The 25,090-nt window shown below is 38.8% G+C and carries 28 protein-coding genes and 2 pseudogenes; 15 read left to right on the forward strand and 15 right to left on the reverse strand.

Translation table 11 applies throughout. The features are described from left to right. Positions 1-58: 58 nt before the first annotated feature. Together ACQ86H_RS01110 and ACQ86H_RS01115 are read left to right on the forward strand one after the other, a co-directional pair. The gene (locus tag ACQ86H_RS01110) at positions 59-619 is read left to right on the forward strand and encodes a thiamine pyrophosphokinase (RefSeq protein ID WP_431293581.1); all 561 of its coding nucleotides are present in this window, start codon (positions 59-61) and stop codon (positions 617-619) included. Next, on the forward strand, positions 616-1,110 hold the full coding sequence (locus ACQ86H_RS01115) for a GNAT family N-acetyltransferase (protein ID WP_138819045.1): 495 nt from the start codon (positions 616-618) through the stop codon (positions 1,108-1,110). Before ACQ86H_RS01110 ends, ACQ86H_RS01115 begins: the two co-directional genes overlap by 4 nt. Positions 1,111-1,291: 181 nt before the next feature. Here the strand turns inward: ACQ86H_RS01115 and ACQ86H_RS01120 are convergent, their stop codons facing one another. The 7 genes from ACQ86H_RS01120 to ACQ86H_RS01150 all read right to left on the reverse strand — a co-directional run bounded on the left by ACQ86H_RS01120 (position 1,292) and on the right by ACQ86H_RS01150 (position 7,515). After that, positions 1,292-2,566, reverse strand: coding sequence for a DUF58 domain-containing protein (locus ACQ86H_RS01120; RefSeq protein ID WP_431293582.1), 1,275 nt, complete (start codon positions 2,564-2,566; stop codon positions 1,292-1,294). 236 nt (positions 2,567-2,802) lie between these two features. Continuing rightward, positions 2,803-3,780 (reverse strand): AAA family ATPase, encoded by a 978-nt coding sequence (locus ACQ86H_RS01125; RefSeq protein ID WP_431293583.1) that lies wholly within the window; start codon positions 3,778-3,780, stop codon positions 2,803-2,805. After that, the gene (locus ACQ86H_RS01130) at positions 3,761-3,925 is read right to left on the reverse strand and encodes a hypothetical protein (RefSeq protein WP_431293584.1); all 165 of its coding nucleotides are present in this window, start codon (positions 3,923-3,925) and stop codon (positions 3,761-3,763) included. The genes ACQ86H_RS01125 and ACQ86H_RS01130 overlap by 20 nt, the downstream gene beginning before the upstream one ends. Further along, entirely contained in the window at positions 3,925-4,950 is a 1,026-nt protein-coding gene (locus tag ACQ86H_RS01135; RefSeq protein ID WP_431293585.1) for a DUF4350 domain-containing protein, read from the reverse strand. Before ACQ86H_RS01135 ends, ACQ86H_RS01130 begins: the two co-directional genes overlap by 1 nt. Continuing rightward, positions 4,947-5,675, reverse strand: coding sequence for a DUF4129 domain-containing protein (locus ACQ86H_RS01140; protein ID WP_431293586.1), 729 nt, complete (start codon positions 5,673-5,675; stop codon positions 4,947-4,949). The genes ACQ86H_RS01135 and ACQ86H_RS01140 overlap by 4 nt, the downstream gene beginning before the upstream one ends. Position 5,676: 1 nt before the next feature. Next, positions 5,677-6,516, reverse strand: a complete 840-nt coding sequence (locus tag ACQ86H_RS01145; protein WP_431293587.1) for a hypothetical protein — start codon at positions 6,514-6,516, stop codon at positions 5,677-5,679. Positions 6,517-6,561: 45 nt separating this feature from the next. Continuing rightward, the gene (locus tag ACQ86H_RS01150) at positions 6,562-7,515 is read right to left on the reverse strand and encodes a stage II sporulation protein M (RefSeq protein ID WP_431293588.1); all 954 of its coding nucleotides are present in this window, start codon (positions 7,513-7,515) and stop codon (positions 6,562-6,564) included. A gap of 187 nt (positions 7,516-7,702) precedes the next feature. On the opposite strand from ACQ86H_RS01150, the gene ACQ86H_RS01155 reads away from it, so the two are divergent. Continuing rightward, positions 7,703-8,032: an RDD family protein gene (locus ACQ86H_RS01155; RefSeq protein WP_431293589.1), complete on the forward strand. Its 330-nt coding sequence runs from the start codon at positions 7,703-7,705 to the stop codon at positions 8,030-8,032. Next, on the forward strand, positions 7,944-8,447 hold the full coding sequence (locus ACQ86H_RS01160; RefSeq protein ID WP_431293590.1) for an RDD family protein: 504 nt from the start codon (positions 7,944-7,946) through the stop codon (positions 8,445-8,447). The genes ACQ86H_RS01155 and ACQ86H_RS01160 overlap by 89 nt, the downstream gene beginning before the upstream one ends. Here the strand turns inward: ACQ86H_RS01160 and ACQ86H_RS01165 are convergent. The 5 genes and pseudogenes from ACQ86H_RS01165 to ACQ86H_RS01185 all read right to left on the reverse strand — a co-directional run bounded on the left by ACQ86H_RS01165 (position 8,444) and on the right by ACQ86H_RS01185 (position 11,520). Beyond that, positions 8,444-8,770: a DUF2752 domain-containing protein gene (locus tag ACQ86H_RS01165; RefSeq protein WP_431293591.1), complete on the reverse strand. Its 327-nt coding sequence runs from the start codon at positions 8,768-8,770 to the stop codon at positions 8,444-8,446. The two genes, ACQ86H_RS01160 and ACQ86H_RS01165, sit on opposite strands and share 4 nt — an antisense overlap. Positions 8,771-8,776: 6 nt before the next feature. Further along, positions 8,777-9,274 (reverse strand): DUF5684 domain-containing protein, encoded by a 498-nt coding sequence (locus ACQ86H_RS01170; RefSeq protein WP_138819036.1) that lies wholly within the window; start codon positions 9,272-9,274, stop codon positions 8,777-8,779. 88 nt (positions 9,275-9,362) lie between these two features. Next, positions 9,363-10,022: an SGNH/GDSL hydrolase family protein gene (locus ACQ86H_RS01175; RefSeq protein WP_431293592.1), complete on the reverse strand. Its 660-nt coding sequence runs from the start codon at positions 10,020-10,022 to the stop codon at positions 9,363-9,365. Positions 10,023-10,133: 111 nt separating this feature from the next. Further along, a pseudogene (gene lipB, locus ACQ86H_RS01180) lies at positions 10,134-10,849 on the reverse strand (lipoyl(octanoyl) transferase LipB). Positions 10,850-10,872: 23 nt separating this feature from the next. Further along, positions 10,873-11,520 carry a 4'-phosphopantetheinyl transferase family protein gene (locus ACQ86H_RS01185; RefSeq protein ID WP_138819034.1) on the reverse strand — a complete coding sequence of 216 codons (648 nt, stop codon included), beginning with the start codon at positions 11,518-11,520 and terminating at the stop codon, positions 10,873-10,875. A gap of 71 nt (positions 11,521-11,591) precedes the next feature. Here ACQ86H_RS01185 and dcd point away from each other — a divergent pair, with 71 nt between their 5' ends. The 5 genes from dcd to ACQ86H_RS01210 all read left to right on the forward strand — a co-directional run bounded on the left by dcd (position 11,592) and on the right by ACQ86H_RS01210 (position 16,521). Beyond that, a complete protein-coding gene (dcd, locus tag ACQ86H_RS01190; RefSeq protein ID WP_138819033.1) occupies positions 11,592-12,128 on the forward strand; it encodes a dCTP deaminase in 537 nt (178 codons plus the stop codon). Positions 12,129-13,470: 1,342 nt separating this feature from the next. After that, positions 13,471-13,950, forward strand: coding sequence for an RNA polymerase sigma factor (locus ACQ86H_RS01195; protein WP_431293593.1), 480 nt, complete (start codon positions 13,471-13,473; stop codon positions 13,948-13,950). A gap of 131 nt (positions 13,951-14,081) precedes the next feature. Beyond that, positions 14,082-14,468 (forward strand): hypothetical protein, encoded by a 387-nt coding sequence (locus ACQ86H_RS01200; RefSeq protein WP_431293594.1) that lies wholly within the window; start codon positions 14,082-14,084, stop codon positions 14,466-14,468. A gap of 155 nt (positions 14,469-14,623) precedes the next feature. Next, complete coding sequence (locus ACQ86H_RS01205) at positions 14,624-15,910, forward strand: hypothetical protein (RefSeq protein WP_246862669.1); 1,287 nt, start codon at positions 14,624-14,626, stop codon at positions 15,908-15,910. Between the two features lie 68 nt (positions 15,911-15,978). Continuing rightward, entirely contained in the window at positions 15,979-16,521 is a 543-nt protein-coding gene (locus ACQ86H_RS01210) for a TlpA family protein disulfide reductase (protein WP_431293595.1), read from the forward strand. Positions 16,522-16,668: 147 nt separating this feature from the next. On the opposite strand, the gene ACQ86H_RS01215 is transcribed toward ACQ86H_RS01210, so the two are convergent. Continuing rightward, positions 16,669-17,559: a bestrophin family protein gene (locus ACQ86H_RS01215; RefSeq protein ID WP_138819030.1), complete on the reverse strand. Its 891-nt coding sequence runs from the start codon at positions 17,557-17,559 to the stop codon at positions 16,669-16,671. Positions 17,560-17,712: 153 nt separating this feature from the next. Here ACQ86H_RS01215 and ACQ86H_RS01220 point away from each other — a divergent pair. From ACQ86H_RS01220 to ACQ86H_RS01230, 3 genes and pseudogenes are all read left to right on the forward strand, one after another. Further along, positions 17,713-18,757, forward strand: a pseudogene (locus ACQ86H_RS01220) (MFS transporter). Then, a complete protein-coding gene (locus ACQ86H_RS01225) occupies positions 18,691-19,233 on the forward strand; it encodes a hypothetical protein (protein WP_431293596.1) in 543 nt (180 codons plus the stop codon). Before ACQ86H_RS01220 ends, ACQ86H_RS01225 begins: the two are co-directional and overlap by 67 nt. Before the next feature lie 6 nt (positions 19,234-19,239). Next, positions 19,240-19,491, forward strand: coding sequence for a DUF6814 family protein (locus ACQ86H_RS01230; protein ID WP_138819028.1), 252 nt, complete (start codon positions 19,240-19,242; stop codon positions 19,489-19,491). A 30-nt stretch (positions 19,492-19,521) separates the two neighbouring features. On the opposite strand, the gene ACQ86H_RS01235 is transcribed toward ACQ86H_RS01230, so the two are convergent. Both ACQ86H_RS01235 and ACQ86H_RS01240 read right to left on the reverse strand, forming a co-directional pair. After that, on the reverse strand, positions 19,522-20,316 hold the full coding sequence (locus tag ACQ86H_RS01235) for a rhamnogalacturonan acetylesterase (protein WP_138819027.1): 795 nt from the start codon (positions 20,314-20,316) through the stop codon (positions 19,522-19,524). A 3-nt stretch (positions 20,317-20,319) separates the two neighbouring features. Continuing rightward, positions 20,320-21,960, reverse strand: a complete 1,641-nt coding sequence (locus ACQ86H_RS01240) for a glycoside hydrolase family 43 protein (RefSeq protein ID WP_138819026.1) — start codon at positions 21,958-21,960, stop codon at positions 20,320-20,322. Positions 21,961-22,291: 331 nt separating this feature from the next. Here ACQ86H_RS01240 and ACQ86H_RS01245 point away from each other — a divergent pair, with 331 nt between their 5' ends. From ACQ86H_RS01245 to ACQ86H_RS01255, 3 genes are all read left to right on the forward strand, one after another. Further along, positions 22,292-22,699 carry a pectinesterase family protein gene (locus ACQ86H_RS01245; protein ID WP_431293597.1) on the forward strand — a complete coding sequence of 136 codons (408 nt, stop codon included), beginning with the start codon at positions 22,292-22,294 and terminating at the stop codon, positions 22,697-22,699. Then, positions 22,627-23,247 carry a pectinesterase family protein gene (locus ACQ86H_RS01250; RefSeq protein WP_431295506.1) on the forward strand — a complete coding sequence of 207 codons (621 nt, stop codon included), beginning with the start codon at positions 22,627-22,629 and terminating at the stop codon, positions 23,245-23,247. The genes ACQ86H_RS01245 and ACQ86H_RS01250 overlap by 73 nt, the downstream gene beginning before the upstream one ends. 159 nt (positions 23,248-23,406) lie before the next feature. Further along, positions 23,407-25,077 carry a glycoside hydrolase family 28 protein gene (locus ACQ86H_RS01255; protein ID WP_431293598.1) on the forward strand — a complete coding sequence of 557 codons (1,671 nt, stop codon included), beginning with the start codon at positions 23,407-23,409 and terminating at the stop codon, positions 25,075-25,077. The last annotated feature ends 13 nt before the right edge of the window (positions 25,078-25,090 follow it).

Here is a 25,090-nt window from a genome sequence, read left to right on the forward strand (position 1 = left end):
TTACCTCGAACTGATTCTTCCTATACCGTACTTAAAGCGAAATTTCTATATTCGCAGTATGTCTTCACACCATATTGTAAAAGAAAAACAAGAGCCGGCTTTGTACATTGATGAGCTTGGGAATTTTAACGAAGAGTTTTTAGGGCAACTGCTCGAATGGAGTCCTACCCTTTTGGTTAACGGAGAAAATTACGATAAGATTTTTTCTTTAGGTTTAAAGGTAGATGTGCTGATAAACGGGAACGGGCAGGAAACGCAGGAAGATACAAAAGTTGTTCAGGGGCCTGTTGATGCTTTAATGGTGGCCGTTAATTATCTGTACGAAGAGAAATATCCTGCGGTAAATGTAATTACGAATAAATTCGATCTTGAGAAATTTGCAGGATTTGAAGACAAAATTAATCTGGTAGTATTTACCGAAAGAGCAAAGCACTATCCCATAAAATCGGGATTCTCTGTTTGGAAACCTGCGGGAAGTGAATTTCTGATCCATGGTAACCGATATCTCGAAGTAACCAACCTCGCGCAGAATGAAGAAGAAATTTTTACCGTAGTTAAAGACGGCTTTGTAGAATTTACCTTTTTAGGACAACCAATTTTTATTAGTGAACCGATATGATTACGCTCAGAAAAGCAAAAGAAGATGATATAGAAATCATCAGGGATATTGCTGCGGCAACCTGGCCATCGGCCTACCTGGATATTATCGGGCAGCCGCAGATCGATTATATGTTGGATAAAATGTATAACAAAGGTGAGCTACTGAAACAATTTATGGAAGGGCATATCTTCCTCATTGCAGAGGAAGGAGAAAATCAGTTCGGGTTTGCAGGATATTCTATTATTGGACATGATGCACGTATTTACAAATTGCACAAGCTTTATGTGCTGCCATCTGCACATGGTAAAGGTGTTGGAAAAATCTTAATTAATGAGGTTTTTAACCAGGTAAAAGATGCAGGAGGAAGCGCTTTGCAATTGAATGTGAACAAGCATAATAAAGCCAAAGACTTTTACCTGAAAGGGGGTTTTACCATTAAAGAATCGGTAAAGCTTGATATAGGTGAGGGCTACTTTATGGACGATTATATAATGGAGTATAAGTTTTAAATTTGGTATAGGTTTAATGATTTGATTTTCAAATATTTATATCTATAAGTAATTGCATTGGTGGGACGCAGACTGAAGATATTGATTAGTCTGATTTTTTAAGCAATATTTGCAGTTTTTGGACCCAGGACTCTTTGCGGTTGTCGATTTGGACTACAGATTAAGGGCTCAAGGATCCAAACTAGATCCTCTGCTGTGCCTTCAGTGCCAGGTACTGATTGATCACATTAACCGTAAGCTTTTGTGGTGGGGTAAGAATAGCCAGAATACCATGTTTGTTCAATTCTTTAACCATCAGTTTTTTCTCATAGATAAACTTCTCTGCAATGGTTTTGTGGTAAATTCCTTCAACATCTTTGGCCGGATCGGTGCTTAAGCCTTTGAGTTCAGTATTTTCGAAAAACACCACTACCAATAAGTGGTACTTCGCGATTCTTTTTAAATAGGGTAACTGACGTTGGAGCGCCGATAAACTTTCGAAATTGGTAAAGAAAACCAAAAGTCCGCGTTGTTTTACTACCGAACGGACAGTAGAATAAAGCACCTCTAAGTTACTTTCCAGGTATCGGGTTTTTTCTTTGTAAAGCACGTTCATAATGCTACCCAACTGCGAAGCTTTACGGTCAGCAGGCACTATTGAACCGATAGTTTCGGATATGGTAATTAAACCTGCTTTATCTTCTTTAAGCATCGCTACTTTAGCCAGCGCAACACTCGCATTGATGGCATAGTCAAGCAGGCTTAAGCCTTCAAAAGGCATGCGCATTACCCGCGATTTATCGATGATGCAATAAATATTCTGCGATTTCTCATCCGTATAGGTATTCACCATCAAACCACCTTTTCTGGCGGTGGCTTTCCAGTTAATGGTACGGATATCATCGCCCCCAACATAGTTTTTAATCTGGTCGAATTCGCTGCTCTGCCCAACCTTTCTGATTTTTTTGATCCCAAACTCAGTTAAATAGCGCGAAACGGCCATTAATTCGTACTGACCAAGATTGATAAATGAAGGATAAACGGGTAGAACTTTCGCTCCATCGAAATTATAACGCCGGCTGATCAAGCCCAATGGAGAACTGATATACGTCCTGATAAATCCGAAATCATATTCACCACGTTTGGTTGGCCTCAGGTTATAGTGGATTGACTTTATCTCTGCCGGTTTTAAATGGAGTCTAAAATCTTTATCACGGATCTGAAACTGAAAAGGGATTTCGTCGATTACCCTTGCATTTACCCCAAAACCGTAATGGTTTTTAATCTCAATCTGGATCGGATTTTCATCGCCGTTGCTCAAACGCTTTGAAGTAAATCTTTTGACTTCAACTCCTTTGCTATTCCGGTAGAGGATAAAAAGATCAATAAAAAACAGAACAAATACAGCTCCGGTTGCAATTTCAGGGATATCGCCCAACCAGGCAAAAAGAACTTCAGCAAAAAAAGTACAATACAAAACCCCAAGGCCGTAAATAAACGATCGGTTAGGAATAGATTGGTATAATATTGCTGAAAGAATTTTTTCAAAACTGTTTAATTGTAGAGTTTGTTTAATTGGTTAATTGTTTAAACTGGTTAACTGTATTATGGTAATTGCTAAATTGTTGGATTGCCACATTGCTAAGCCGAGTGCTAGATTTGAAAATTGTAATTTGCTCATTGGTAATTGTAAACTGGCAACTGCAAACTGACCTACCTTGGTACTTCAATTTTTTTAATAATCTGGTTTACGATATCGGTTGTGGTTAAGCCTTCCATTTCTTTTTCAGGAGATAATAATATCCTGTGAGCCAATACAGGGCTTGCAACGGCAATGATATCATCTGGCGTAACAAAATCGCGGCTTTGTATTGCGGCAAAAGCTTTTGCACTGTGTACAATAGCCAACGATGCCCTTGGCGAAGCACCCAGATAAAGGGAGGAATTGTTGCGTGTTTCGGTTACGATTTTAGCAATAAACTCCAATAACTTCGGTTCTACAAATAAATTGCGGATAATGGCCCTGGCCTCTTGTATCTGTTGCACGGATAATACCGGTTTTACCTCGTTTAATAGTGTTTTATTAACCAAAGTGTGTTGTGCGGTTAAAATTGCTGTTTCTTCCTCCAATGAAGGGTATTTGACCTCAATTTTGAAAAGAAAACGATCTAGTTGTGCTTCTGGTAAACGGTAAGTTCCTTCCTGCTCAATCGGGTTCTGCGTAGCCAATACCATAAAAGGCTCATCCATGATATAAGTTTGCCCATCGATGGTTACCTGGCGTTCTTCCATCACTTCGAAAAGTGCAGATTGGGTTTTAGCTGGTGCGCGGTTAATTTCGTCAACCAGAATAATATTACCGAAAATCGGGCCTTTCCTGAATTCAAAATCACCTGTTTTGGTATTGAAAATCGGTGTTCCCAATACATCCGAAGGCATTAGATCAGGCGTAAACTGTACCCTCGAAAATTGAGCATCGATTGATTTGGCAAGAAGTTTGGCGCTTAACGTTTTTGCTACACCCGGAACGCCTTCAATTAAGATATGTCCATCGGCAAGTAAACCAACAATTAAAAAATCGATCACCTGTTTTTGGCCTACTATGATATTTCCAAGTACGGTTCTAATCTGATTCACAGCTGCATTTAATGCACTTAAATCGGTACGTGGGTTAAACTGTTCTTGTTCCATTGCTTTGCGTAATTTTATAAAACTGTTCTATGCTTTCGTTTAAATTGATCAATTGGGTATCGCTCAGGTCGCCCATTTCAGGCATTTCGATAAAATATCGGGTTAATGTTTTGGCCAGGGCTTCGTTAATGCCTGTTTTTTCCATTAATAACTGGGCAAATTTGCTGTCAATATCATTGGTTTTAAGGTAATACCTGCTCCGCAGGTGTTCCATAAAGTAGTTGATTTTTTTAAGGCTAAGTCGAGATTGTTCCGCTCATTGTAGTAAACACTGCCAACCACATTAACAAAAGCCAGTGAAGAATTGGTAAGCGGATCGGCAATGGGAATAATTCGTTGCCTGCGTTTGATATCGTAGAATACAAAAATAATCAAACTGAAAATGCTCAGGTAATAAGCATATTTAAGTTCGGGGTGTTTAAAAAATACCCTGAGCATATCAGTTGCGGTGTTTTCCTGTCTGGAAAAATATTCATCAAAAATTACCTGGGTATTTCCCTGAAGGTAACTCAGGGTTTTAGCTGCGTATTCGGCCCCATATTTATCCAATAGGTTAAAATTTGTATAAAACCCGGGCTCTGCAATCAGGTATAGATTTCCTTGCCCGTAACTGTAACGGATGAAGTTAGGTTTTCCGTTTCCATTTACACCGAGTATAGTCGCCTTATTGGTGTCAAGTTTATTATAATACTGACTGCCTATACCCCTGTCGAAACCATAGTTCGCATCAGTTTTTAAGTTTGGGTTGGTAAAATTCAGCGTGCTGCCTTCAGCAGACATGGTACTTACCGCTTGTAATTTAAGGTTTTTTTCTACTTTTCCCAGATCGTAAGTGGCAATAAAAACATCATTATCATTCTGCATGTATTTAATCAGCTGATCGAGATCCGTTTTGCTGATCTCTGCCTTTTGGGCGACAATCAAATACGCTGTTTTGTTAAATTTTTTGGCTTTTAAAGTATTATAAATGGCGCTTTTAGACTGCTGAATAGTTGCGTTTGGTAAAATATCCTTTATCCGGTGGTACAAAATGTAAGTTCCATACGGAATTTTATCCTTAATGGCATAAGTTGGTGCCCAGTTTGTTGGTGTAGGTTTGTTGTATTGGGCAACTAAATAAAGGAGGATCAGGATAGAACCAATAATCAGATATATTTTATAACCTTTCATTTAATCTGGCTGTTAAACTGGTTAAACGATTGGTTAATAGGTTCAAATTTCACCTCATCGATAGGGAAATCGCCGTACCAGATGTAATCGAACTGTAGGGTAAGTTTACTGAAATCATTTCTGAGTTCAGGTTTATCGATTTCCATTAAATAATTGTAATTGGTTTTATCGGGCTGCCAATTGATGATTTCGGCATCGCTTAATTTTTTTAGCGCCCTCAAATATAAAAGCCTAACCGCCAGGCGGAATTTTCTTTCGGCAACCAATCTTTGCAACTCCTGTTCGTAGTCAATCTCATGGATGTTTTCGGTTATCACATCATAAGGAAGAATGGTTTCTTTTGATTTTTTCCTGAATATGTTTTCAGCCCCGATGGTTTTGATCACGATATACAGGATAAGCGCTACCCCCAGTCCGATAAAAATATACCTCGAAATTAAATTAGAGGTTGCCCCTTGAATCAATGAGCCGATTAACCCCCAAAACCACATCCAGAATTTATCCCACCACGACAACTGCCGCTGGCCGATTTCATCATATTGAAATTCTTTCTGCTCTTTGTAGCTGCTGATAGAATCTTTATCAAATTTTGATGGGGTAATTTTAGCGCTATCAATCCTGATTTCCTTAACAATAGGTTTTAGTTTAACAGCCTGTGCATAGCTGATTACCGGAATAAAAAACAAGAGGCAAACGAGAAGATATCGGATAAAAACACGCTGCATTTTAATATTCTTCAGGTCTGGTATCAATAGGTTTTTCGGTATTGCCAAAATTAGAAATGCGTTCCATTAGTCCGGGGTTTTCTTTCTGTTCAACCAAACTGAAATAGGTAAGCGAAATAGTGATGATTGGTATAATGGTAAAAACCTGGCAGATGGATTGTAAAACGGTGGTGATCATGGTTAACGTTAACGACATTTGAGGTGTTTTATGCGTAAACATACCGATCATGTTAAATAAAGTGGTAGGTAAAACCACCATACTCATGCAGGCATATACAATAATCCATACCACAATGAGCGTTCCAAAAGTAACCCAGAAATTATCTTTAATTACAGCGAAACTTCTGGTGAAGGAATAACCCAGCGAACCATTTTCGATGACCATGATTGGAAAGATCATGGCTACATACGGGAATAGCCAAAAGAACGGTACCACACAGAAGAAGAAAGATATAATAAGCATCAGGATCAATAAAAGCGAACTGCCAAAAATCCTGAAAAAATAGTATTTAAAATAACCCCAAACCTCGTCAATATTGGGCGTTTCATTGCCCTTTTTAACGTAAACGGCGATATAAGAAAGTATGGCTACGCTCATACTAGCATAAGTGGCCAGCGAAAATAAAATAGATAAAAAATACTCGACAGTATAAATCGATGAAAAGCCAAACTTGTTTGTGTTCCCTTCAATACCAATGGTATTGAAAATATTAACCATTTTATATTGTTGTAACAGCATGGTTAACATACTGGCCAATACAAACAAACCGCAAAACGTAAAATATACCTTAATCAGCGGTTTAAAGTTTTGCCGCATAAAGGTAAACGTATCGTTTATCACCTGTCCGAAATCTCTTTTTTTCTAAATTCTAATTTCCCGATCATGTTAGTTTAGTGTGACTTGTTTACGTTGAATTTTAATGGGATAAATAAATACATACCATATCATAAAGGCTGCTGACGATAATAATATCAATAGGCTTAGTGCTAACGGCATTTCGGTATGACGGGTAACAAAACTTTCGAAAAAAGCAGCAACAATAAAAATCGGGATCAGGCCGATTACAATTTTTAACCCGTCTTTTGCCCCTTTTTGTATGGATGCCATACGGGTGTATGTTTTGGGGAATAAAAAGCTATTGCCTAAAATTAAGCCTGCGGCGCCAGCGAGTACAATGGCAGAAATTTCGAGCGTGCCATGGATCCAGATCACCAGAACAGATTGAAAGCCCAGGCCTTTGCTAAAAAAGAAATATTGGAAGGAACCGAGCATAATTCCATTTCTGAATAATGAAACAATGGAACCAAATGAAAATAAGATACCCAAAACAAAAGTATATAAGGCAACGAAAATGTTGTTGGAGCCTATCTGCAAAAACATCATAAATTCATTATCCTGTTTATATACCCCAAACGGATCGCCTTTGGCAATGTTTTCATTGGTCATGTTTACATAACCATCGCCCATAATCAAACGAACAAAAGTATCGTCATACTTGGCTGATAAGGCACCGATGGAGCAGGAAACCAGAAAGAAAAACAATGCATACAATATCTGTTTCCGGTGCTGAAAAAATATTGAAGGCAGTTCGGTTTTCCAGAAATGGATAAAACGGTTCGATTTCTCTTTTTTGTTTTTATAAACCGATTGGTGCAGTTTAGCCGCTAAGCCATTTAAATAAGCGGTAGTTTTCGAGTTGGGATAAAAAGTTTTTGAGTAAGCTAGATCATTGGTGATCTCGATAAACTGATTGGCCACTTCATCGGGATTGGCTTGTTGCATGGAATCATAATGCTGCCATTTCTCCGAATTCTGTTTAACAAATAATGCTTCTCTCATTTAAAGGCGTTACCAAATCTGGCGTTAAAATAGTTAATTTTTTATGTAAATAAAACCACTATTGATCTTCTTGCTAAACAAATATACACAGATGTTTGATCTGAACTTAATATATAAGAAAACTTTAGTTGTAAAAATTACAGGTTGATATACCCCAACTATCTTTAAAAAAAATTATGTTTGGAATATGGATAGCATCAGAATTAGCACTGCTCAAAATATTGATATTGATTATGAAATTGCCGGACTTGGAGAGCGTATTGCTGCAAGGTGCATTGACCTGGCCGGATTTGTGGTGATTGCTGTAATTACCCTCGTGGTGATGGGGGCAGTTTCAGTAGGCATATCAGGAAGTGCCGGCATGATTGTCCTTTTTGTCTTCATCGCAATATTTGCTTTTTACGACCTGGTTTGCGAGATCACTATGGATGGGCAAACGCTGGGTAAAAAAGGCTTTAAAAATAAAAGTAATCAGTATAGATGGCACCCAGCCAACTTTCAGTCAATATATTTTTAGATGGCTGTTCAGGATGATCGATTTTGGCTTCCCATTTGGATGGGGCGTAGTGGCATTGGTATCTGTAGCGGTAACTAAAAACCACCAGCGTTTGGGCGATATACTGGCTAAAACGACATTGATTAAAACCAAACCACGTACCGAGTTTACCAATGTAGCTTTTAGCTTTAAACTGCCTGAAGAATACGAGCCAAAATTTAAAGAAGTATTACATTTAAACGATCGGGATGTAGAACTGATCCATGAAGTTTTAACAGGGTATTACCAGACCGGAAATGCTGAACTGATTTATTCCATGGCCGCTAAAACCAAAGAACATATTGTTGTCACTATCCCGAGCGGGATGAACGAGTTGCAGTTTTTAGAAACTGTATTAAAGGATTATAATCACCTAACAGCTAATACGAGTGTTTAGCGGATAAAGACTTTGTACAGATAAGAAACCATCACAAAATTACCAACTGCAATAATCAATATTTTAGACAGGAGGTGGCGCTGATTTATCTGGAATTTATAAAAGAGACCTACAGCAATAAAAAGTAACAATAATGGAATGGTAGGTGGATAAAGCGACCAGCTTTTTGATAAATCGCCCTGCACTAGTGCAATAAAAGATCTTTGAAAGCCACAACCAGGGCAATCGATACCTGTTAATGCTTTAAAGGGACAGGAGATTAAATGATTTTGCAGCCAATCAACCAGGTTGATTGAGCTGCAAAATATAAATAAGATAAACATTCTGAATTATACTACTGGTGGAGGAGTATCATTTGGACCAGACGGTTTGTTAAAAGGGTTGTTAGGGCTGTTAAAAGGATTATTTGGGTTGTTGAAAGGGTTGTTTCCAAAACCGCCATTTTGTGCTTCTGCAGCCGATGGACCCAGGTATTTTGCCGGACCAAAGCCAAGGATTGGCAAGAAAACATACGGAAATATGATCATACCAACGGTAAAACCTTCTGTTTTGCCAAAGCTTTTGCTTAGTAAGTTTAATGCCCAGATTCCGAATACAAAGTTTACGCAAGGGATGAGTAACCATAAAACCCAGATCATTGGTTTGCCAATAATTTCAATTAAAACAATGGTATTGTAAATAGGAATAAGGGCTGCCCAGCCTGGCTTGCCGGCTTTTTCAAACGTTTTCCACATGCCGGCAATCAGTAATACAATTATTGCCAAATAAATAATTCCGCCCACTACACCAATACCTGCGGCTAATCCGCCTCCTTCGTACTCATTCATAATTTTACTGTTTTTAAAGGTGATTAATTTAAATTGTTGAACTAAAGTAATTTTTTTAATTCAAAAACAGAATAAATAAGAAGTTAAATTATTTCAACACAGTAGTAACTTTTGTTAGTAAAGCAGTTGCCCATTCGGTATACATTTTGCCGCTTGGATGAAGTCCATCGCTTGCCACTAAAGAAGAATCTGTTGCTGCATTTCTGGATGCAGGCGTGATATTCGTATAGGTTACACCTGCTGCAAGTGTAATTTCCTGATTTGCCCCATTAAAACTATCAATTTCACTTGCTATAGTTTGCGGACTTTTTCCTGAGTTTTTACCAAAAGGGGTAACGCCCCAATCGGGGATAGATACCACAAAAACTTTGCTCTTATTGCCACCCGCAAAAGCAATTGCCGTTTGTAACAATTCTGCGAACTCTTTTTTGTATGTGCTGATCGGATAACCACGGTATTGATTGTTTACACCAATCAAAAGCGTAACAAAGCTATAAGTGCCGGTTAAGTTTTCCTTTTTAATGGCTGCCTGGAGCTCGTCTGTAGTCCAGCCCGTAGTGGCAATAATTTTAGGATTGGCGACGTTGATGTTTTGATTCTTTAATAGACTTTGAAGTTGATAGGGAAAAGATTCTGTTTGTTTAACGGCTTCACCAATCGTATAGGAATCGCCAAGGGCTAAATAAGTGAAATTTCCTGTTCCGTTTGATGGATTTGTAGCTTGATTGATTGCTGGCTCGTTAATCATGGGTGCTCGTTTTGTACAGCCCGAAGTTAAGAAAGAAAATAAAATGGCGCTTAATAAAATCTTCATAGGGTAATCTACGAAGTTGCGTTTGGCTTAGTTTTATCCAGCCGATTAAATCAGTTGCATTTTAAAGAGTCCGGCAATGTGGTTCTTCAGTTTACCTTTTACTTCCTCCATATCTAATTGATAACCCAATTCTTTTGCTAAAGAGGTTACTGCTTTATCATCAATACCGCAGGGAACAATATTTTTGAAATAATCTAAATCCACATTTACATTAAAGGCAAAACCATGCATGGTAACCCAACGGCTGCAACGAACGCCCATAGCGCATATTTTACGGGCTTTTTCGTTATCGGCATCTAACCAAACCCCGGTAAAGCCAGGATAACGTCCCGCCTCTATCCCGTAATCATTTAAAGTAAGGATAACAGCTTCTTCCAGAGTACGCAGGTATAAATGGATATCAGTAAAGAAATTATCCAGATCAAGAATAGGATATCCTACAATCTGCCCTGGGCCATGATAAGTAATATCGCCACCGCGGTTAATTTTATAATAGGTTGCTTTTTTTCTTTTAATCCCTGTTCATCCAATAATAAATTTTCAGGATGTCCGCTTTTACCCAGAGTATAAACGTGTGGGTGCTCGCAAAATACAAGGTGGTTTGGAGTAGGCTTATTGGTGTTATTTACACGGTTTTCGGTTTTAATGGCTACCGTTTTATTTAACAAATCTTCCTGTTTATCCCAGGCTTCCTGGTAGTCTGTTAAGCCCCAGTCTGCAAAAATAGTTGGTTTTAAACCTGTTGCAATTGCTTTTTCCATTGTCTCGTTCATCTCCATTTATATTAAGAATTGCTGGCTACATAGCCTAACATGTAACCGTCTTTTGTTTTAAAGTAATTAATGGTCAACTCTCGCGTACCGGCTGGCAATTCTACCAGTGCATTTAATGAACCTTCGTTTCTTAGCTTAAAAGGTTTAATGTGGATATGCTGTTTAAACTCCAGTCCTTTTTTGCCATGCCACTTATAAATGGCCTCTTTAGCACACCAGGCTACGTATAAGCCATCGGTATTATCTCCAATTTGCCTTTGGGCAAGTTCTACATCACTCAAAAACTTGTGTTTAATGCTTTTTATTTTATGTTTAATCAGTTCAATATCCACGCCAACAGGATGATCTTTGCTGATCATTACCGCTGCATAATCGTAAGAATGGCTTAAAGAAATATGGTAATCGAAATTAACCAGATAGGGTTTACCATGTTCATCAAACTGGCAGTCAATATACTCGTTAGTATTTAGCATTGTTCTCAACAGCAGCCTCGTACTTAACCAGTGCAGTAACCTTTTGCCACTGTTTAATGATGAAATAATATCATGTTCATGCTGCTTAAGTTGCAGTCCGGCCAACAATTCTTCTTCTGTTTCCTCAATTTTCCAAATTGCTAAAACAGAATGCTGATCAATATTTTTGTGGTAAATTATTGGCATTGATTAAATTGGAGATTACATGCAAAATTATCTTAAATAAATGATAATTTAGGCCAAAAATACGCATAAAAATGATATTATCTGATAGCAGGATATTAGAAGAAATTGAGAAGGGTACAATCATCATCGAACCTTTTAAACGCGAATGTTTAGGCACAAACTCTTATGATGTTCATTTAGGGAAATACCTGGCCACCTATAAAAGCCGTGTGCTGGATGCTAAAGCGCATAACGAAATTGAGCATTTCGAAATTCCAAAAGATGGCTTCGTTCTTCACCCAGGTGTTTTATATCTGGGCGTAACGTTAGAATATACCGAAACACATCAACATGTTCCGTTTTTAGAAGGAAAAAGCAGTACCGGCCGTTTAGGCATCGATATCCATGCTACGGCAGGTAAAGGCGATGTGGGTTTCTGCAACACCTGGACACTAGAGATTTCAGTAGCACAGCCGGTTAAAATTTACGCCGGAATGCCTATTGGTCAGCTGATTTATTTTGCAGTTGAAGGCAATATCGAAACCATGTACAACTCAAAAGGAAACGCCAAATACAATAATAAAACCACAAAGCCCGTTGAGAGTATGATGTGGAAGAATAAGTTTTAAAATTTGTTTAATCGGTTAGTTGCCTGTAACTGATTGAAAGCTGACCTCTTATACTGTAAAGTGCTGTGCACTGCTCATTTTCTCTTAATAATAACGAATAGATGTTTTAGTTTTTGGAAATGAAAGCATTTCATAGATACTGTAGCCCTGCCATCCGCTTTACTTAGTTGCAGCACTACGTGTTTGCTCCTGTCAGGTTTAGCTAACATTGGTTTGCTTCAGGGCACCAAACTTTGCATCTAAACCCGATTGCCGGGGAGAGCTTCCGGTCCTTCATCGGAACTCGTACCAAAAAGCGGGACTGAAAAAGCCAAAAGCACAGGACCAATCATTTTCTAACATTATACAAGACTTTTATGTTTTGGAAATGAAACGGCAGTATTTCATAGATACTGTAGCCCTGCCATCCGCTTTACTTCGTTGCACTAAGTGTTCGCTCCTGCCAGGTTTAGCTAACAACGGTTTGCTTCAGGGCACCAAACTTTGCATCTAAACCCGATTGCCGGGGAGAGCTTCCGGTCCTTCACCGGAACTCGTATCAAAAAGCGGGACTGAAAAAGCCAAAAGCACAGGACCAATCATTTTCTAACATTATACAAGACTTTTATGTTTTGGAAATGAAACGGCAGTATTTCATAGATACTGTAGCCCTGCCATCCGCTTTACTTCGTTGCACTACGTGTTCGCTCCTGTCAGGTTTAGCTAACAGCGGTTTGCTTCAGGGCACCAAACTTTGCATCTAAACCCGATTGCCGGGGAGAGCTTCCGGTCCTTCATCGGAACTCGTACCAAAAAGCGGGACTGAAAAAGCCAAAAGCACAGGACCAATCATTTTCTAACATTATACAAGACTTTTATGTTTTGGAAATGAAACGGCAGTATTTCATAGATACTGTAGCCCTGCCATCCGCTTTACTTCGTTGCACTACGTGTTCGCTCCTGTCAGGTTTAGCTAACAGCGGTTTGCTTCAGGGCACCAAACTTTTTATCTAAACCCGATTGCCGGGGAGAGCTTCCGGTCCTTCACCGGAACTCGTACCAAAAAGCGGGACTGAAAAAGCCAAAAGCACAGAACCGCTCATTTCCAATTAAGATAAAACATTTCTTTACGAAATGAGGAAGCTTATTTTACACTCCGTTCTTGTGCCTCGCAGCGCATTTGATTCTAATCTTAATACTGAATTAACATATTTTAAACTTTTTTTATACCTTGATGCAACGTTTTAAAATCCCTTATGTCTTATAATCAGAATATTCGAAATTTTGGAAGCCGTATACATCGATAAAAACCTGGAACTTGTAAAAAAATGCATGCAGGGCAGCCGCGCGAGCACAGTTTGAATTGTACAAGCTGTATGCAAAGGCCATGTATAATGTGGCGCTGCGCATTTTAAATTATGAGGAAGAGGCGGAAGATGTTTTACAGGAAGCATTTTTAGATGCCTTTACCAGAATTGTTGATTTCAGGCAGGAAACTACCTTCGGGCTTTGGTTAAAGCAGATTGTGATTAACAAATCCATCAATTACCTGCGTAAACGCAAGATGGAATTTGTAAATACTGAAGAAATATCTGAAATACCGGATGAAGATAGTTTTGATGACAGTGAAGTGCAGTTGCAGGCCGAAGAAATAAGACAGGCCATTACCCAATTGCCAGACGGTTACCGGGTAGTATTGAGTTTATACCTTTTAGAAGGTTATGACCATGAAGAGATTGCACATATTTTAAAAATAAGTGAAAACACTAGCCGTACACAGTACATGCGCGCTAAAAAGAAGTTAAAAAGTATTTTAGAAACGAAAGGGATGAGAGATGAATAATAGATTAGAAACTTTTGTAAAAGAAAACCGTAAAGCTTTCGATATCATGGAGCCGCCGGCAGGGCTTTGGGCAAAGATTGAACAGGAATTAGATACAAAAAATAAAAAAACCAGTAAAGCTTTATTTATGGATGAGTGCTGCAGCAGCCATCGTAGTGGTTTTCGGTTTAGTTTGGCTGTACGCCGGAAGGTTGCAAAACAAAGATTTAGAAATAGCCGACGTTAGCGCTTCGTATGCAAAAAAAGAAGTCCACTTTGCTGGGTTGATTACCGAAAAAAGGGATAGTTTGGCTATTTTCGCTTCAGCAAACCCTGAATTATATAAAAAATTTACTGCCGACCTGAGAAAGCTTGATGAAGATTACGAAAGGTTAAAAGCAGAACTGCCAACCTCGCCCAACCAAACTTTTGTGGTAAAAGCTATGGTAAAAAACCGCGAAATACAGTTACAGTTATTAAAACAACAATTATTGATTATTAACCAGGTTGACGATTACAAAAGGGTTAACCAGATTTAAGCTGAAAGCAGCAAAAGTGAAATTATTTAATAGCAGAATCAGGCTTGATACCCGATTCACGCAACTTGATACTAAGAGGGGAACGCTCACTACATCGAAAGTTTATGTACCAGCCGGCAGGTTTTAAGCGAATAGGTGTTTAAACAATTAACAACATGAGAACAATAAGAATATTTTTAGCCATTATGGCTTTAATTGCCGTAAAAACCAATGCACAAGAAGGGGCGGTAAATAGTCCATCAGAGAAAGTAGTTGTAGAAAATTTAGAAAAATCATCTATGGTAGCGATGGTTAATACTTCAAGGTATAAACAAGCGGGTGGCGATGCCGAACGCTCAAAATCTTTTAGCAAAAGTTTTAATATAGATAATAACGATAAAGTTAGTTTAAATAACCAGTATGGATCTATCGTAATTAAAACCTGGGACAAAAAAGAAGTACGTGTGGATGTAGATATTAAAGCTTACAGCAGTTCGGATAACGATGCGCAAAAACTGATTGACGGGATAAGTATTGATGCGACCAAAAACGGTGATGTCGTTACTTTCAGAACGAATATGGGTGATAGAAACGGACGTTATGGCCGTGGGGTGAAAAATGGAGTAACCACCTGGCGGAGGGAAGTAAAAGTAAACTACGTGGTGTATATGCCAGCAGTAAATCCCTTAACAGTTTCACAAGAATATGGCAATGTAGAATTGGGTAATTTTTCAGGTCCAACTTCTTTAAAGGTAGAATATGGCAATCTGGTGGCTGGGAGTTTAAGCAACGTAAATAACTATATCAATGTTCAATATGGTAAATGCGATATCCAGGACCTGAATGCTGCAGTGGTAAAACACGAATATAATGGCCCGGTAACCATTGGCGCTGTGGGTACTTTACAACTTGACGCAGAATATGTTGCTGTAAATATCAATACGATCAGGAAATCGGCTGATATTAAAGTGCAATATGGCAAAGGTTTAACCATTGGCACTATTGGTGGGAACCTTCTTTTAAATGCAGAATATGCCAAAGTAAATATCAACACGGTTAAAGGCAATACGGTTGCTAAACAGGCCTATGGCGATCTGAATATTGCATCAGCGGGTAAAATTGCGGTTAAAGCAGAATATTCGAATGTTACTTTAGGCACACTTAATGGCGATGCGAACATCGACATGGATTATAACCGGTTAAATGTGAGCGAAATTACCCCTGCCTGTAAAAACTTCACTTTCGGAGGCGAATATGTGAGTATTGGATTGGGCTTTGCAGATCGTTATAATGGGAATTTCAATGTTTCTACTTCGTATGCCGGATTTAAATATGGTTCAAACGTAACGTCAAGTTTGGTAAGCAAAGATGATGAAACCAAAAAATATAGCGGCAAGATTGGTGGCGGTGGTGCTGCAACCATATCCATCAAAACTGAATATGGTTCTGTTACCTTTAAATAAGATTTTCTAAACCAAACAAATGTTAAAGTCCTGCCCTATTGGCGGGACTTTTTTTATATTTAATGCTAATGAAAACTTATTTGATTCTGCTGCTCTCTGTTTTTTCTTTTACAGCATTGGCGCAAGATGCTCCAGTTAAATGGGCCACGCAGGAAACTTTCTTCGAAGATTTAACGGGTAAAGACTTACCCTCTTTTAATGGTTTAACCATTAATAAAAAGCCGTTCTCCACTACCGATTTAAAAAACCAGGTAGTGGTCATCAACTTTTGGTTCGAAAAATGCCCTCCATGCATTGCTGAAATGCCCGAATTAAATAATTTGGCGGCGAAATATGGCAAAAAGGCGGTAAGGTTTATAGGCATTACACACGATGCCCCTGCAAGCGCTAAACGTTTTCAGAAAAAGAATGGCTACAGATACGAGATTGTATCTTTGAGTAAGGATGAAATCCGCAGGTTAAATATCAACCATGGTTTTCCATCGAATATTTTGGTTGGCAAGGATGGAAAGATTATTTATGCCACAGCCAATATTTCTTTTTCTGACCCACAGTTTAAAGCTAAGTCAGTGCTTTTTGAGGAGAAATTAAAAACTGAGTTAAACAATTAGTCGGAATTATGGAAGGTCCCAAATCGTGAATTGAACGGAGTACAAAATTCTGGAGCGGTCGTTATCTCGATTAGATAGCTATTGGATGAAGTGCAAAGAAATAGAGAGATCTTCGTCCGCTTCGGTATTAAATATGGGGAAGAAAACCTAAAGCACATATTCATCATTAATCGGCTTAACGGGCTCCGGAATCTCTTCTTCTTCGAGCATCTGCAAAAGATTGATCTCTATCGTTCTGGTAATCTGGTTAAGCGGAATGCCTGCAGAATTGTTTTCGAAAGGGTTAATCAAACTCATTCCGTTAACCTGCGTAGATACAAAGACGAAACCGATTAACCAGCCTAAAAATATGGCTGCCGGCCCTGCATCCTGACTGATTACGAGGGTAAATGTTACTACAAATAACCAGATAAATACTTTAGTAAGATAGGTATAGGTTGTGGGGAATATGGTATTTTTAATGCGCTCGCTCATGCCCATAGAATCAGAAAATCTGGTAAGCATCTCATTAATCTCGATAAAACGGAAGCCATCAATAGCATTTGATTTTGATAATTTTTGTAAATCTCTGGATTGGATATTTAAAATGGCGTTATGCTTATTGTTATGTTTTTTTATTTCCTGTAAATCTGCCTCAGTTAAATATTTGGTGTAAATTTCGTCTACCGCTCCCCTCAAATTAGCTTTTAAAGCGTACAAGAATGCAATATGCCTGTAAATCATACGTTTTACACTTTCTTCATCTTCATCAACATAATTGAGCAAAGCCCGTGCATAGGAGCGTGAATCATTTACCAGGGCTCCCCATATTTTTCGTGCTTCCCACCACCTATCGTAAGCCTGGTTATTGTTAAAACCAATAAAAAAAGCAATAGCTGTACCTAAAACTGTTGGGATGATGGATGGAATGGAAAAATGATGCGCAATTAAATATTCACGTACAAAGTAAGCTACAGTACAAGAGGCAATCATGATCAGATCAACGTGCCACGTATTCCTTAAAATTCTACTTAACCTAATGTTTTGTATTAAAAGCATATAATCTGAAGGGAGATAAATTCGTTACGGATGAAAATACAAAACTAAAGCCGAAAAGTTTGATAATGTAACAAATTAAATGACAAAAGGTACAGGTTGCCAATTGTCATTCAAATGTTTATCTTGGGAAACCAAATATTCTAAATTACATATATGAGCGACAATTTACCCAGGAACAATATCTTTAAAGTAATCGGTGCATCATCTTTAGGGACACTGATTGAATGGTACGATTTTTATATTTTTGGTAGCCTTGCGGTTATCATTGGTCATCAGTTATTTCCGGAAGATGCTGGTGCATCAGCCTTAATCAACACCTTGGCTATTTTCGCAGCAGGTTTTATTGTTCGTCCATTTGGGGCACTGGTTTTTGGCAGACTCGGCGATTTAATCGGCCGGAAATATACTTTTTTACTTACTTTGGTACTAATGGGTGGATCGACATTTTTTATCGGTTTAATTCCCTCTTATAAAAGCATTGGTTATGCTGCACCAATTTTGGTTTTAATATTAAGGTTAATCCAGGGTTTGGCTTTAGGTGGCGAATATGGTGGTGCCGCAACCTATGTAGCAGAGCACGCACCCAAAAACAAACGCGGTTTTTACCAGCTGGATCCAAACTACCGCAACATTGGGTTTGTTCCTTTCGTTAGGGATTATTGTCATTACGAAAAATATTTTAGGTGCCGAAACTTTTGGCGATTGGGGGTGGAGAATCCCTTTCGTATTATCGATCGTATTGGTTGTGGTTTCAATTTATATCCGCATGAAAATGCACGAATCGCCGATGTTTTCTAAATTAAAGGCTGAAGGAAATGTCTCAAAAAATCCACTGAAAGAGAGCTTTAATAACAAGGCGAATTTTAAAATGGTGCTCCTGGCGCTGTTTGGCGCTACTATGGGGCAAGGAGTAATCTGGTATACGGGACAGTTTTATGCACAATCATTTCTAGAGAATACCTGTAAGCTGGATTTTAACGATTCAAGATATATTTTACTCTGGGGAATTGCTTTTGCTACTCCTTTTTTTGTGGTATTTGGTGCCTGGAGTGATAAGGTTGGCCGGAAATGGATCATGTTAAGCGGTATGCTTTTGGGCATTCTTTTTATCGCCCCATTTATCAAATGTTTTTGGATGATACCGATTATACAAAAGTTGAACAGACTGATATTTTATCTGCTAATCCGGCTCAGGTAACTTCTCTTTTAATTGCGAATTCAACCGATAGTCTACGGACGGTTTCTACTAAAGTAATGCTTAAAAATGGTGCTTCCTTTAACAGGGTGCAAATCGATACCGTTTCTCAAACCAAAGGGATTCTTTCAGGCAAAGAAGTAATAAAAGACAAAGTTTTACCTACGCCGGTATTCTGGAAATTTGTTGGCTTAATTTTCTTCCAGATTCTGCTGGTAACCATGGTTTATGGGCCAATTGCTGCTTTCCTGGTAGAGTTATTCCCAACTAAAATTAGATATACCTCTATGTCGCTTCCTTATCATATCGGTAATGGTGTTTTCGGAGGGCTTGTACCTTTTATTGCAACGCTAATTGCAAGCTTTTCTGGCTCTACACCATTATCAGGCCTTTGGTATCCGATAGGCATAGCTGCGTTGAGTTTGGTTATTGGCACCATTTATTTATCGAATAAAAGAGACGAGAATATTAACGATTAGAAGAAGATGAATACGTTAAAGAAATTTTTAGGACTGATTTGGATGGTTTTAGGACCATTAACAATGACTTTTTTGTTTATCCATGCGATTGATAAAGTGGGCTTGGCCCATACAGATATTGAACGGACAAATACCATTCTGCAGTGGGCAATTATCCTGTTTATTTTTCTCCCGATTAGTTTGGGGTTGATGATATTTGGCTTTTATGCATGGAAAGGTGAATACGATCACCTGCCAGAAAGTTCTGAAGAATTATAGTTTATACTTCTGTTGCAAAGAATGGCTTAATTAATTCGAATTGCGGTTAATGTTTTTTAATGATTGGTAAACCAACTGTGCGATTGCTTTGGCGCCTTCGGGTTGGAAGTGGGTATTGTCTTTTTGCCCTTTTGGATAAGCTTCATATTTCTCCGAATCTAAATTCATAAAATAATTTTTGCTCACAAATTCGTTGCCTTTGGTGGTGAAAAATTCAGCTGAAAGTAAAGTAAGATCAATTATGGGCACATTTAATTCTTTCGCCACATCCTTTACTGCCTGAGGATATTCGCCATGTGCGCTGCCTAGTTTACCGTCTTTCCATGGGTAATTACGGGTAACTGGTGTAATGAGGATCGGTAAAGCACCTTTTGCCCTTGTTTCTTTTACATACATCCTTAAAAAATCTTTATATCCCGGAATATCTACATAACGTTCAGGTTTGTCTTTCGCTGCATCGTTATGTCCAAATTGGATCAATACAAGGTCATTCTTTTCCAGGGTTGATAAAACATCTTTCCACCTGCCCTCTTCGAAAAAAGTCCGGGTGCTTCTGCCGCCTTTTGCTTTATCAACAACTAAAGCGCTATCACTTTTAATTAGTTTGTTTAATTTTTTTAAACTGTCTTTTGTTAAAAACTGTTGAAAAACCTGTCCCCAACCAGTAATGGGATATTTCTTCTGCATGTATCCCTCATCCAAAGTATAATCTGCAACCGTAGAATCGCCGATCAAATAAACTTTAACAGGCTTAGGTTTCATGATGAAAGACATTAGTAAAATAGCACCAAATGCTGCGATAAGAAATTTATATTTTTTCATCATATTTTATTTTAAAGGTTGTACGCGGAACCAATCATATTCTGCGATGCCTGAGTCATTTGTTTGGGTATCTCTAATAGCAAATAATCCCATTTTTGCACCGATCCATTGCCCGGCAGTGGCTTGAAATTCATCACCAACATTAGTGAAATTTATGCCATCTTCACTATAACTGAACTGGCATTTTGCACCTGCAGCAACTTTTACGCGAAAATAAACCAAGCCCGATTTCAGCCTGGCAATTTCTTTTTCATTCTCTGCTTTTCCCTTATCCGCATTCTGGCAAACACCATATATGAGGTATAATCCGTCTTTTTTGCTTTTGATACTCATTTGTGCATAATTGCGTCCCATGATTACTAAACCCGTTTTTTCACCATTCAATTTTGGATTAGGTTTAAAATTGAGTTTCGTTGTTGCCATAAATTCATCGGCAGGGAATTTCTGCATCAACAGGTTCGGAACGTCCCAAAGATTTTTAGCCTCATCGGGAATTTTTGCCGTGTATAATTTTAACAATCCCTTATCTGCATCAGTAAATAACCAGGTCGGCTGCGGATTGGCCTGCCATTGCCACTGCAAACCTAATTTTACTGTACCAAATTCATCACTTTCTACAGGTGTTTCAATTAGGTAAACCTTCCCTACATTTGGTTTTTTGTAGTTAGCTACTGGTTCACCTTTTCCGTCTCCATCTGCATCGAGGCCGATAACCGGCCAGTTATTGATCCATTTCATGGGTTGAAGATGTATTACCCGGCCATAAGCGTCTTTATCCTGAAAATGCAGGAACCAATCTTCACCGGTTTGTGTGTTTACCCAGGCACCTTGATGTGGACCGTTTACCGCAGATTTTCCCTGATCCATGGCTACTTTTCTTTCATAAGGGCCATAAATATTTTTACTTCTTAGAATCAATTGCCAGCCAGTGGAAACGCCACCAGCAGGTGCAAACAGATAGTAATAGCCATTGCGTTTATAAAATTTTGGGCCTTCTATGGTGGGGTCGAGCTCGTGCCCATCATAAACAATTCTACCCGTTTCTGTCGCTTTAGAGCCATCGATGGTTAATGGCATAATCGCCAATAAACTTTTAATGCCTGCACGACTACCTGCAAAAGCATAAGCCAGATAAGCTTTGCCATCCTCATCCCAAAATGGGCATGGATCAATCAATCCTTTCCCTTCAGCAACCAATTTAGGTGCAGACCATTCGCCGGTTATGGTTTTAGCCTTGGTTAAATATATACCAAAGTCGGGATCCGGGTAATAAATGTAAAATTCGCCATTATGATAACGGATAGCCGGCGCCCAAACACCATTGCCATGTTGTGTCTTTTCGAAATGCTCGAATGGAGGCTGACGTTTTAAAGCGTGACCGATGATTTTCCAGTTAATCAGATCTTTCGAATGCAAAATCGGTAATCCGGGTATGGCATCAAAACTGGAGGCGATCATATAAAAATCGGCACCCACACGGATGGCGTCGGGATCGGAATAATCTGCATTGATTACCGGATTTCTATAAGTTCCATTACCTAAATCAGACACCCAAACTTTAGAAACATAACGGTTATCTGGCGTTTGTTGGGCAAAGGCATTGATGCTAACACTTAAAAATAGGATTGAACTGTATAGATATTTCATCTTACAATGATTTTTTTAATATTTGGTTTTATGTATTGCCCGCGCAGGCGGGAATCTTAATGCGGCTTGTGGTTGGCATCAAGATTCTCAATTATTTGGGCATCAAGATGCATCTATTGCCTGTCAACAAGATTAAGCGTTTTTTTATTTTCAGGCAAGCTGATACTGTGCAATCGTTCCCGACATCGTTTGCAACGTTTAATCTGCTAAAAACTTCTTCCGCTTCAATATTAATGTTTAAAATTGTTCATCATATATTTTAAAACACGGCTGCGTTACAAAGTTTATACTTTTACGTGGCCGATTTTAATTTTAGCCTAACCAAATTGATATGAGAGCAATCATCCTGTTTTTACTGATAAGCATTTCATCAGCAGTTTATGCCCTGGATGTTAAACCCGATTTTGTGGTAGCAGCCGATGGAAGTGGAAATTTTAAAACTGTACAGGAAGCGATACATGCTGTGCCCGATTTCAGGAACAAAACAACCGTAATTTTCATTAAAAAGGGTATTTATAAAGAAAAACTGATTCTGGCGGCGTCTAAAAAGAATGTAAAGTTTATTGGCGAGAGCTTAAACGAAACCATTTTAACTTATGATGATTATGCACAGAAAAAAATATTTTTGGCGAAGAAAAAGGTACTTCGGGTTCATCAAGCTTTTACATTTATGGTGAAGGCTTTTCTGCCGAGAACATCACTTTCGAAAATTCTTCAGGCCCGGTGGGGCAGGCAGTAGCCGTTTGGGCCGGAGGCGATAAACTGATTTTCACCAACTGCAGGTTTTTAGGTTTCCAGGATACACTTTATACTTATGGGGGCAACAATCGCCAATACTATAAAAATTGCTACATAGAGGGAACAGTAGATTTTATTTTCGGGGCTTCGACAGCATGGTTCGAAAGCTGTACCATTTTTTGCAAAAAAGCGGGTTACATTACAGCTGCTTCAACTGCCGATACCACAAAATTTGGCTACGTCCTCAACAAATGTAAAATTAAGGGAGATGCTCCTGCCAATAGTTTTTACCTGGGCCGTCCCTGGAGATCTTATGCCAAAGTTGCCTACCTCAACTGCGAGTTGCCGGATTTTATCCGCCCTGAGGGCTGGAATAACTGGGGGAAAGAAAGCAATGAAAAAACGGCTTATTATGCTGAATATAAAAGCACTGGAAAAGGCGCAGATCCTAAAAACAGGACTAATTGGTCGCACCAATTAACTGATCATGAGTATAAGGACTACATTTTGGAAAACGTTTTCCGCGGGTGGGATCCGGAAGTAAAATAAGTGTATTAAGGAATTGATATACAGCTGTTAAGCGCCTATTTATTGGCGCTTTTTTGCCTTGTTCTCCGGTAACGATTGCATAGATTTCTCTTCTGTTTTAACTGCAAACAACGTACACTTGTTATTACAATAACCAAGTATAATTTAACAGCGCAAATAATGAAACATATTTCTGGTAGTTTATGCCATATAAAAGTAGCTCTCGCATGCTTAATTTTATCTTCTGCAACCGCTGTGGCTCAACAAAAGCAAAGTTTACCCATTATCCAGCAGGTTAAATTTAAAAAAGATACTACAAGTATTGTCAGCTTTGGGGCAAAAGGTGATGGCATTACCTTAAATACCGAAAATATTAATAAAACTATTGCAAGCGTTAGCCAAAAAGGCGGCGGTGTGGTATTAATTCCTTCAGGTTTGTGGTTAACCGGGCCGATCGAGTTAAAAAGCAATGTAAACCTTCACTTAAAACGTGATGCCATTCTTCAGTTTACCGCCGACTTTAACCAATATAAACTCGTTCAGGGAAATTGGGAAGGTCAGCCTGCATGGCGGAACCAGAGCCCGATTTCGGGTGTAAACCTCGAAAATATTGCCATTACCGGAAGCGGGATCATTGATGGCAACGGCGGTGCCTGGCGTATGGTTAAAAAAGATAAACTCACCGAAACACAGTGGAAAAACCTTGTTGCATCCGGAGGTATTGTTAAAGCCGATGGCAAGATGTGGTATCCATCAGAGAAAACCGTTAAAGGCTCGAACACTAAAAATGCGGGGGTAATTGAAGCGGGTAAAACTGCTGCAGATTATGATGATATCAAAGATTTTCTCCGTCCCAATTTACTGGTCTTAACCGGCTGTAAAAAAATCCTTTTAGAAGGTGTTACCTTTCAAAATTCACCCGCGTGGAATTTACACCCTTTGCTTTGCGAGGATTTAACCTTAAGAAATTTACAGGTGAAAAATCCCTGGTTTGCACAAAACGGCGATGGTGTTGATGTAGAATCGTGCAAAAATGTATTAATCGAAGGCAGCACTTTTGATGTTGGCGACGATGGCATCTGTATCAAATCTGGTCGCGATGAAGCTGGCCGTAAACGTGGTGTACCTACAGAAAATGTAATTGTAAGAAATAATATCGTTTACCATGCGCATGGTGGTTTTGTCATCGGTAGTGAAATGAGTGGGGGTGCTAAAAATATCTGGGTGTACGATTGTTCATTTATCGGTACTGATATCGGTCTGCGTTTTAAAACCACCCGCGGGCGTGGTGGTGTGGTAGAAAATATCTATATCAATAACATCAACATGATCGATATTCCTGGCGAAGCTATTTTGTTCGATATGTATTATGCTGCGGTGGATCCGGTTCCTTTGGCTGGCGAAAAACGTGAAGCCATTAAAACGGTTACCGTTCCTGTTACTGAGGCTACTCCCCAGTTTAAAAACTTTTACATTAAAGATGTAGTGGCCAATGGTGCCGAAAAAGCGATATTTTTTAGGGGATTACCAGAAATGAACATCAAAGATGTGTATCTCGAAAACGTAACCATAAAAGCCAAAAAGGGCATCGAGATTATTGAGGCATCGGGAATTTTTCTGAAAAACGTAAACGTAATTACTGATAATACCAGTCCGGTGGTGATGATCCAGAACGGCTCGAATATCAATATTAGCAACCTCACCTATCCAGTTAACAGTAAAGTATTGTTTGATGTTTCAGGCGAAAAATCAAAAGGCGTAAAAATTAGTGGAACAGATGTTTCTAAAGCAAAAACGGCTTCTCTTTTAGGTGCAGATGTAGATAAAAAAGCACTAGAAATTTCAAAATAATAAAAATGAAGAG

The organism is Pedobacter sp. P26 (genome assembly GCF_050632135.1).
Taxonomy (GTDB): domain Bacteria; phylum Bacteroidota; class Bacteroidia; order Sphingobacteriales; family Sphingobacteriaceae; genus Pedobacter.

Coding starts and splice junctions, on each gene's coding strand:
- ACQ86H_RS01140 (WP_431293586.1), bottom strand. CDS start 5,675: ATGCAGCGTGTTTTTATCCGATATCTTCTCGTTTGCCTCTTGTTTTTT.
- ACQ86H_RS01110 (WP_431293581.1), top strand. CDS start 59: ATGTCTTCACACCATATTGTAAAAGAAAAACAAGAGCCGGCTTTGTAC.
- ACQ86H_RS01155 (WP_431293589.1), top strand. CDS start 7,703: ATGGATAGCATCAGAATTAGCACTGCTCAAAATATTGATATTGATTAT.
- ACQ86H_RS01210 (WP_431293595.1), top strand. CDS start 15,979: ATGAAAACTTATTTGATTCTGCTGCTCTCTGTTTTTTCTTTTACAGCA.
- ACQ86H_RS01175 (WP_431293592.1), bottom strand. CDS start 10,022: ATGATTAACGAGCCAGCAATCAATCAAGCTACAAATCCATCAAACGGA.
- ACQ86H_RS01215 (WP_138819030.1), bottom strand. CDS start 17,559: ATGCTTTTAATACAAAACATTAGGTTAAGTAGAATTTTAAGGAATACG.
- ACQ86H_RS01160 (WP_431293590.1), top strand. CDS start 7,944: ATGGGCAAACGCTGGGTAAAAAAGGCTTTAAAAATAAAAGTAATCAGT.
- ACQ86H_RS01255 (WP_431293598.1), top strand. CDS start 23,407: ATGAAACATATTTCTGGTAGTTTATGCCATATAAAAGTAGCTCTCGCA.
- ACQ86H_RS01205 (WP_246862669.1), top strand. CDS start 14,624: ATGAGAACAATAAGAATATTTTTAGCCATTATGGCTTTAATTGCCGTA.
- dcd (WP_138819033.1), top strand. CDS start 11,592: ATGATATTATCTGATAGCAGGATATTAGAAGAAATTGAGAAGGGTACA.
- ACQ86H_RS01230 (WP_138819028.1), top strand. CDS start 19,240: ATGAATACGTTAAAGAAATTTTTAGGACTGATTTGGATGGTTTTAGGA.
- ACQ86H_RS01185 (WP_138819034.1), bottom strand. CDS start 11,520: ATGCCAATAATTTACCACAAAAATATTGATCAGCATTCTGTTTTAGCA.
- ACQ86H_RS01200 (WP_431293594.1), top strand. CDS start 14,082: ATGAGTGCTGCAGCAGCCATCGTAGTGGTTTTCGGTTTAGTTTGGCTG.
- ACQ86H_RS01115 (WP_138819045.1), top strand. CDS start 616: ATGATTACGCTCAGAAAAGCAAAAGAAGATGATATAGAAATCATCAGG.
- ACQ86H_RS01130 (WP_431293584.1), bottom strand. CDS start 3,925: ATGGAAAAAACAGGCATTAACGAAGCCCTGGCCAAAACATTAACCCGA.
- ACQ86H_RS01165 (WP_431293591.1), bottom strand. CDS start 8,770: ATGTTTATCTTATTTATATTTTGCAGCTCAATCAACCTGGTTGATTGG.
- ACQ86H_RS01235 (WP_138819027.1), bottom strand. CDS start 20,316: ATGATGAAAAAATATAAATTTCTTATCGCAGCATTTGGTGCTATTTTA.
- ACQ86H_RS01150 (WP_431293588.1), bottom strand. CDS start 7,515: ATGAGAGAAGCATTATTTGTTAAACAGAATTCGGAGAAATGGCAGCAT.
- ACQ86H_RS01240 (WP_138819026.1), bottom strand. CDS start 21,960: ATGAAATATCTATACAGTTCAATCCTATTTTTAAGTGTTAGCATCAAT.
- ACQ86H_RS01135 (WP_431293585.1), bottom strand. CDS start 4,950: ATGAAAGGTTATAAAATATATCTGATTATTGGTTCTATCCTGATCCTC.
- ACQ86H_RS01245 (WP_431293597.1), top strand. CDS start 22,292: ATGAGAGCAATCATCCTGTTTTTACTGATAAGCATTTCATCAGCAGTT.
- ACQ86H_RS01170 (WP_138819036.1), bottom strand. CDS start 9,274: ATGAATGAGTACGAAGGAGGCGGATTAGCCGCAGGTATTGGTGTAGTG.
- ACQ86H_RS01125 (WP_431293583.1), bottom strand. CDS start 3,780: ATGGAACAAGAACAGTTTAACCCACGTACCGATTTAAGTGCATTAAAT.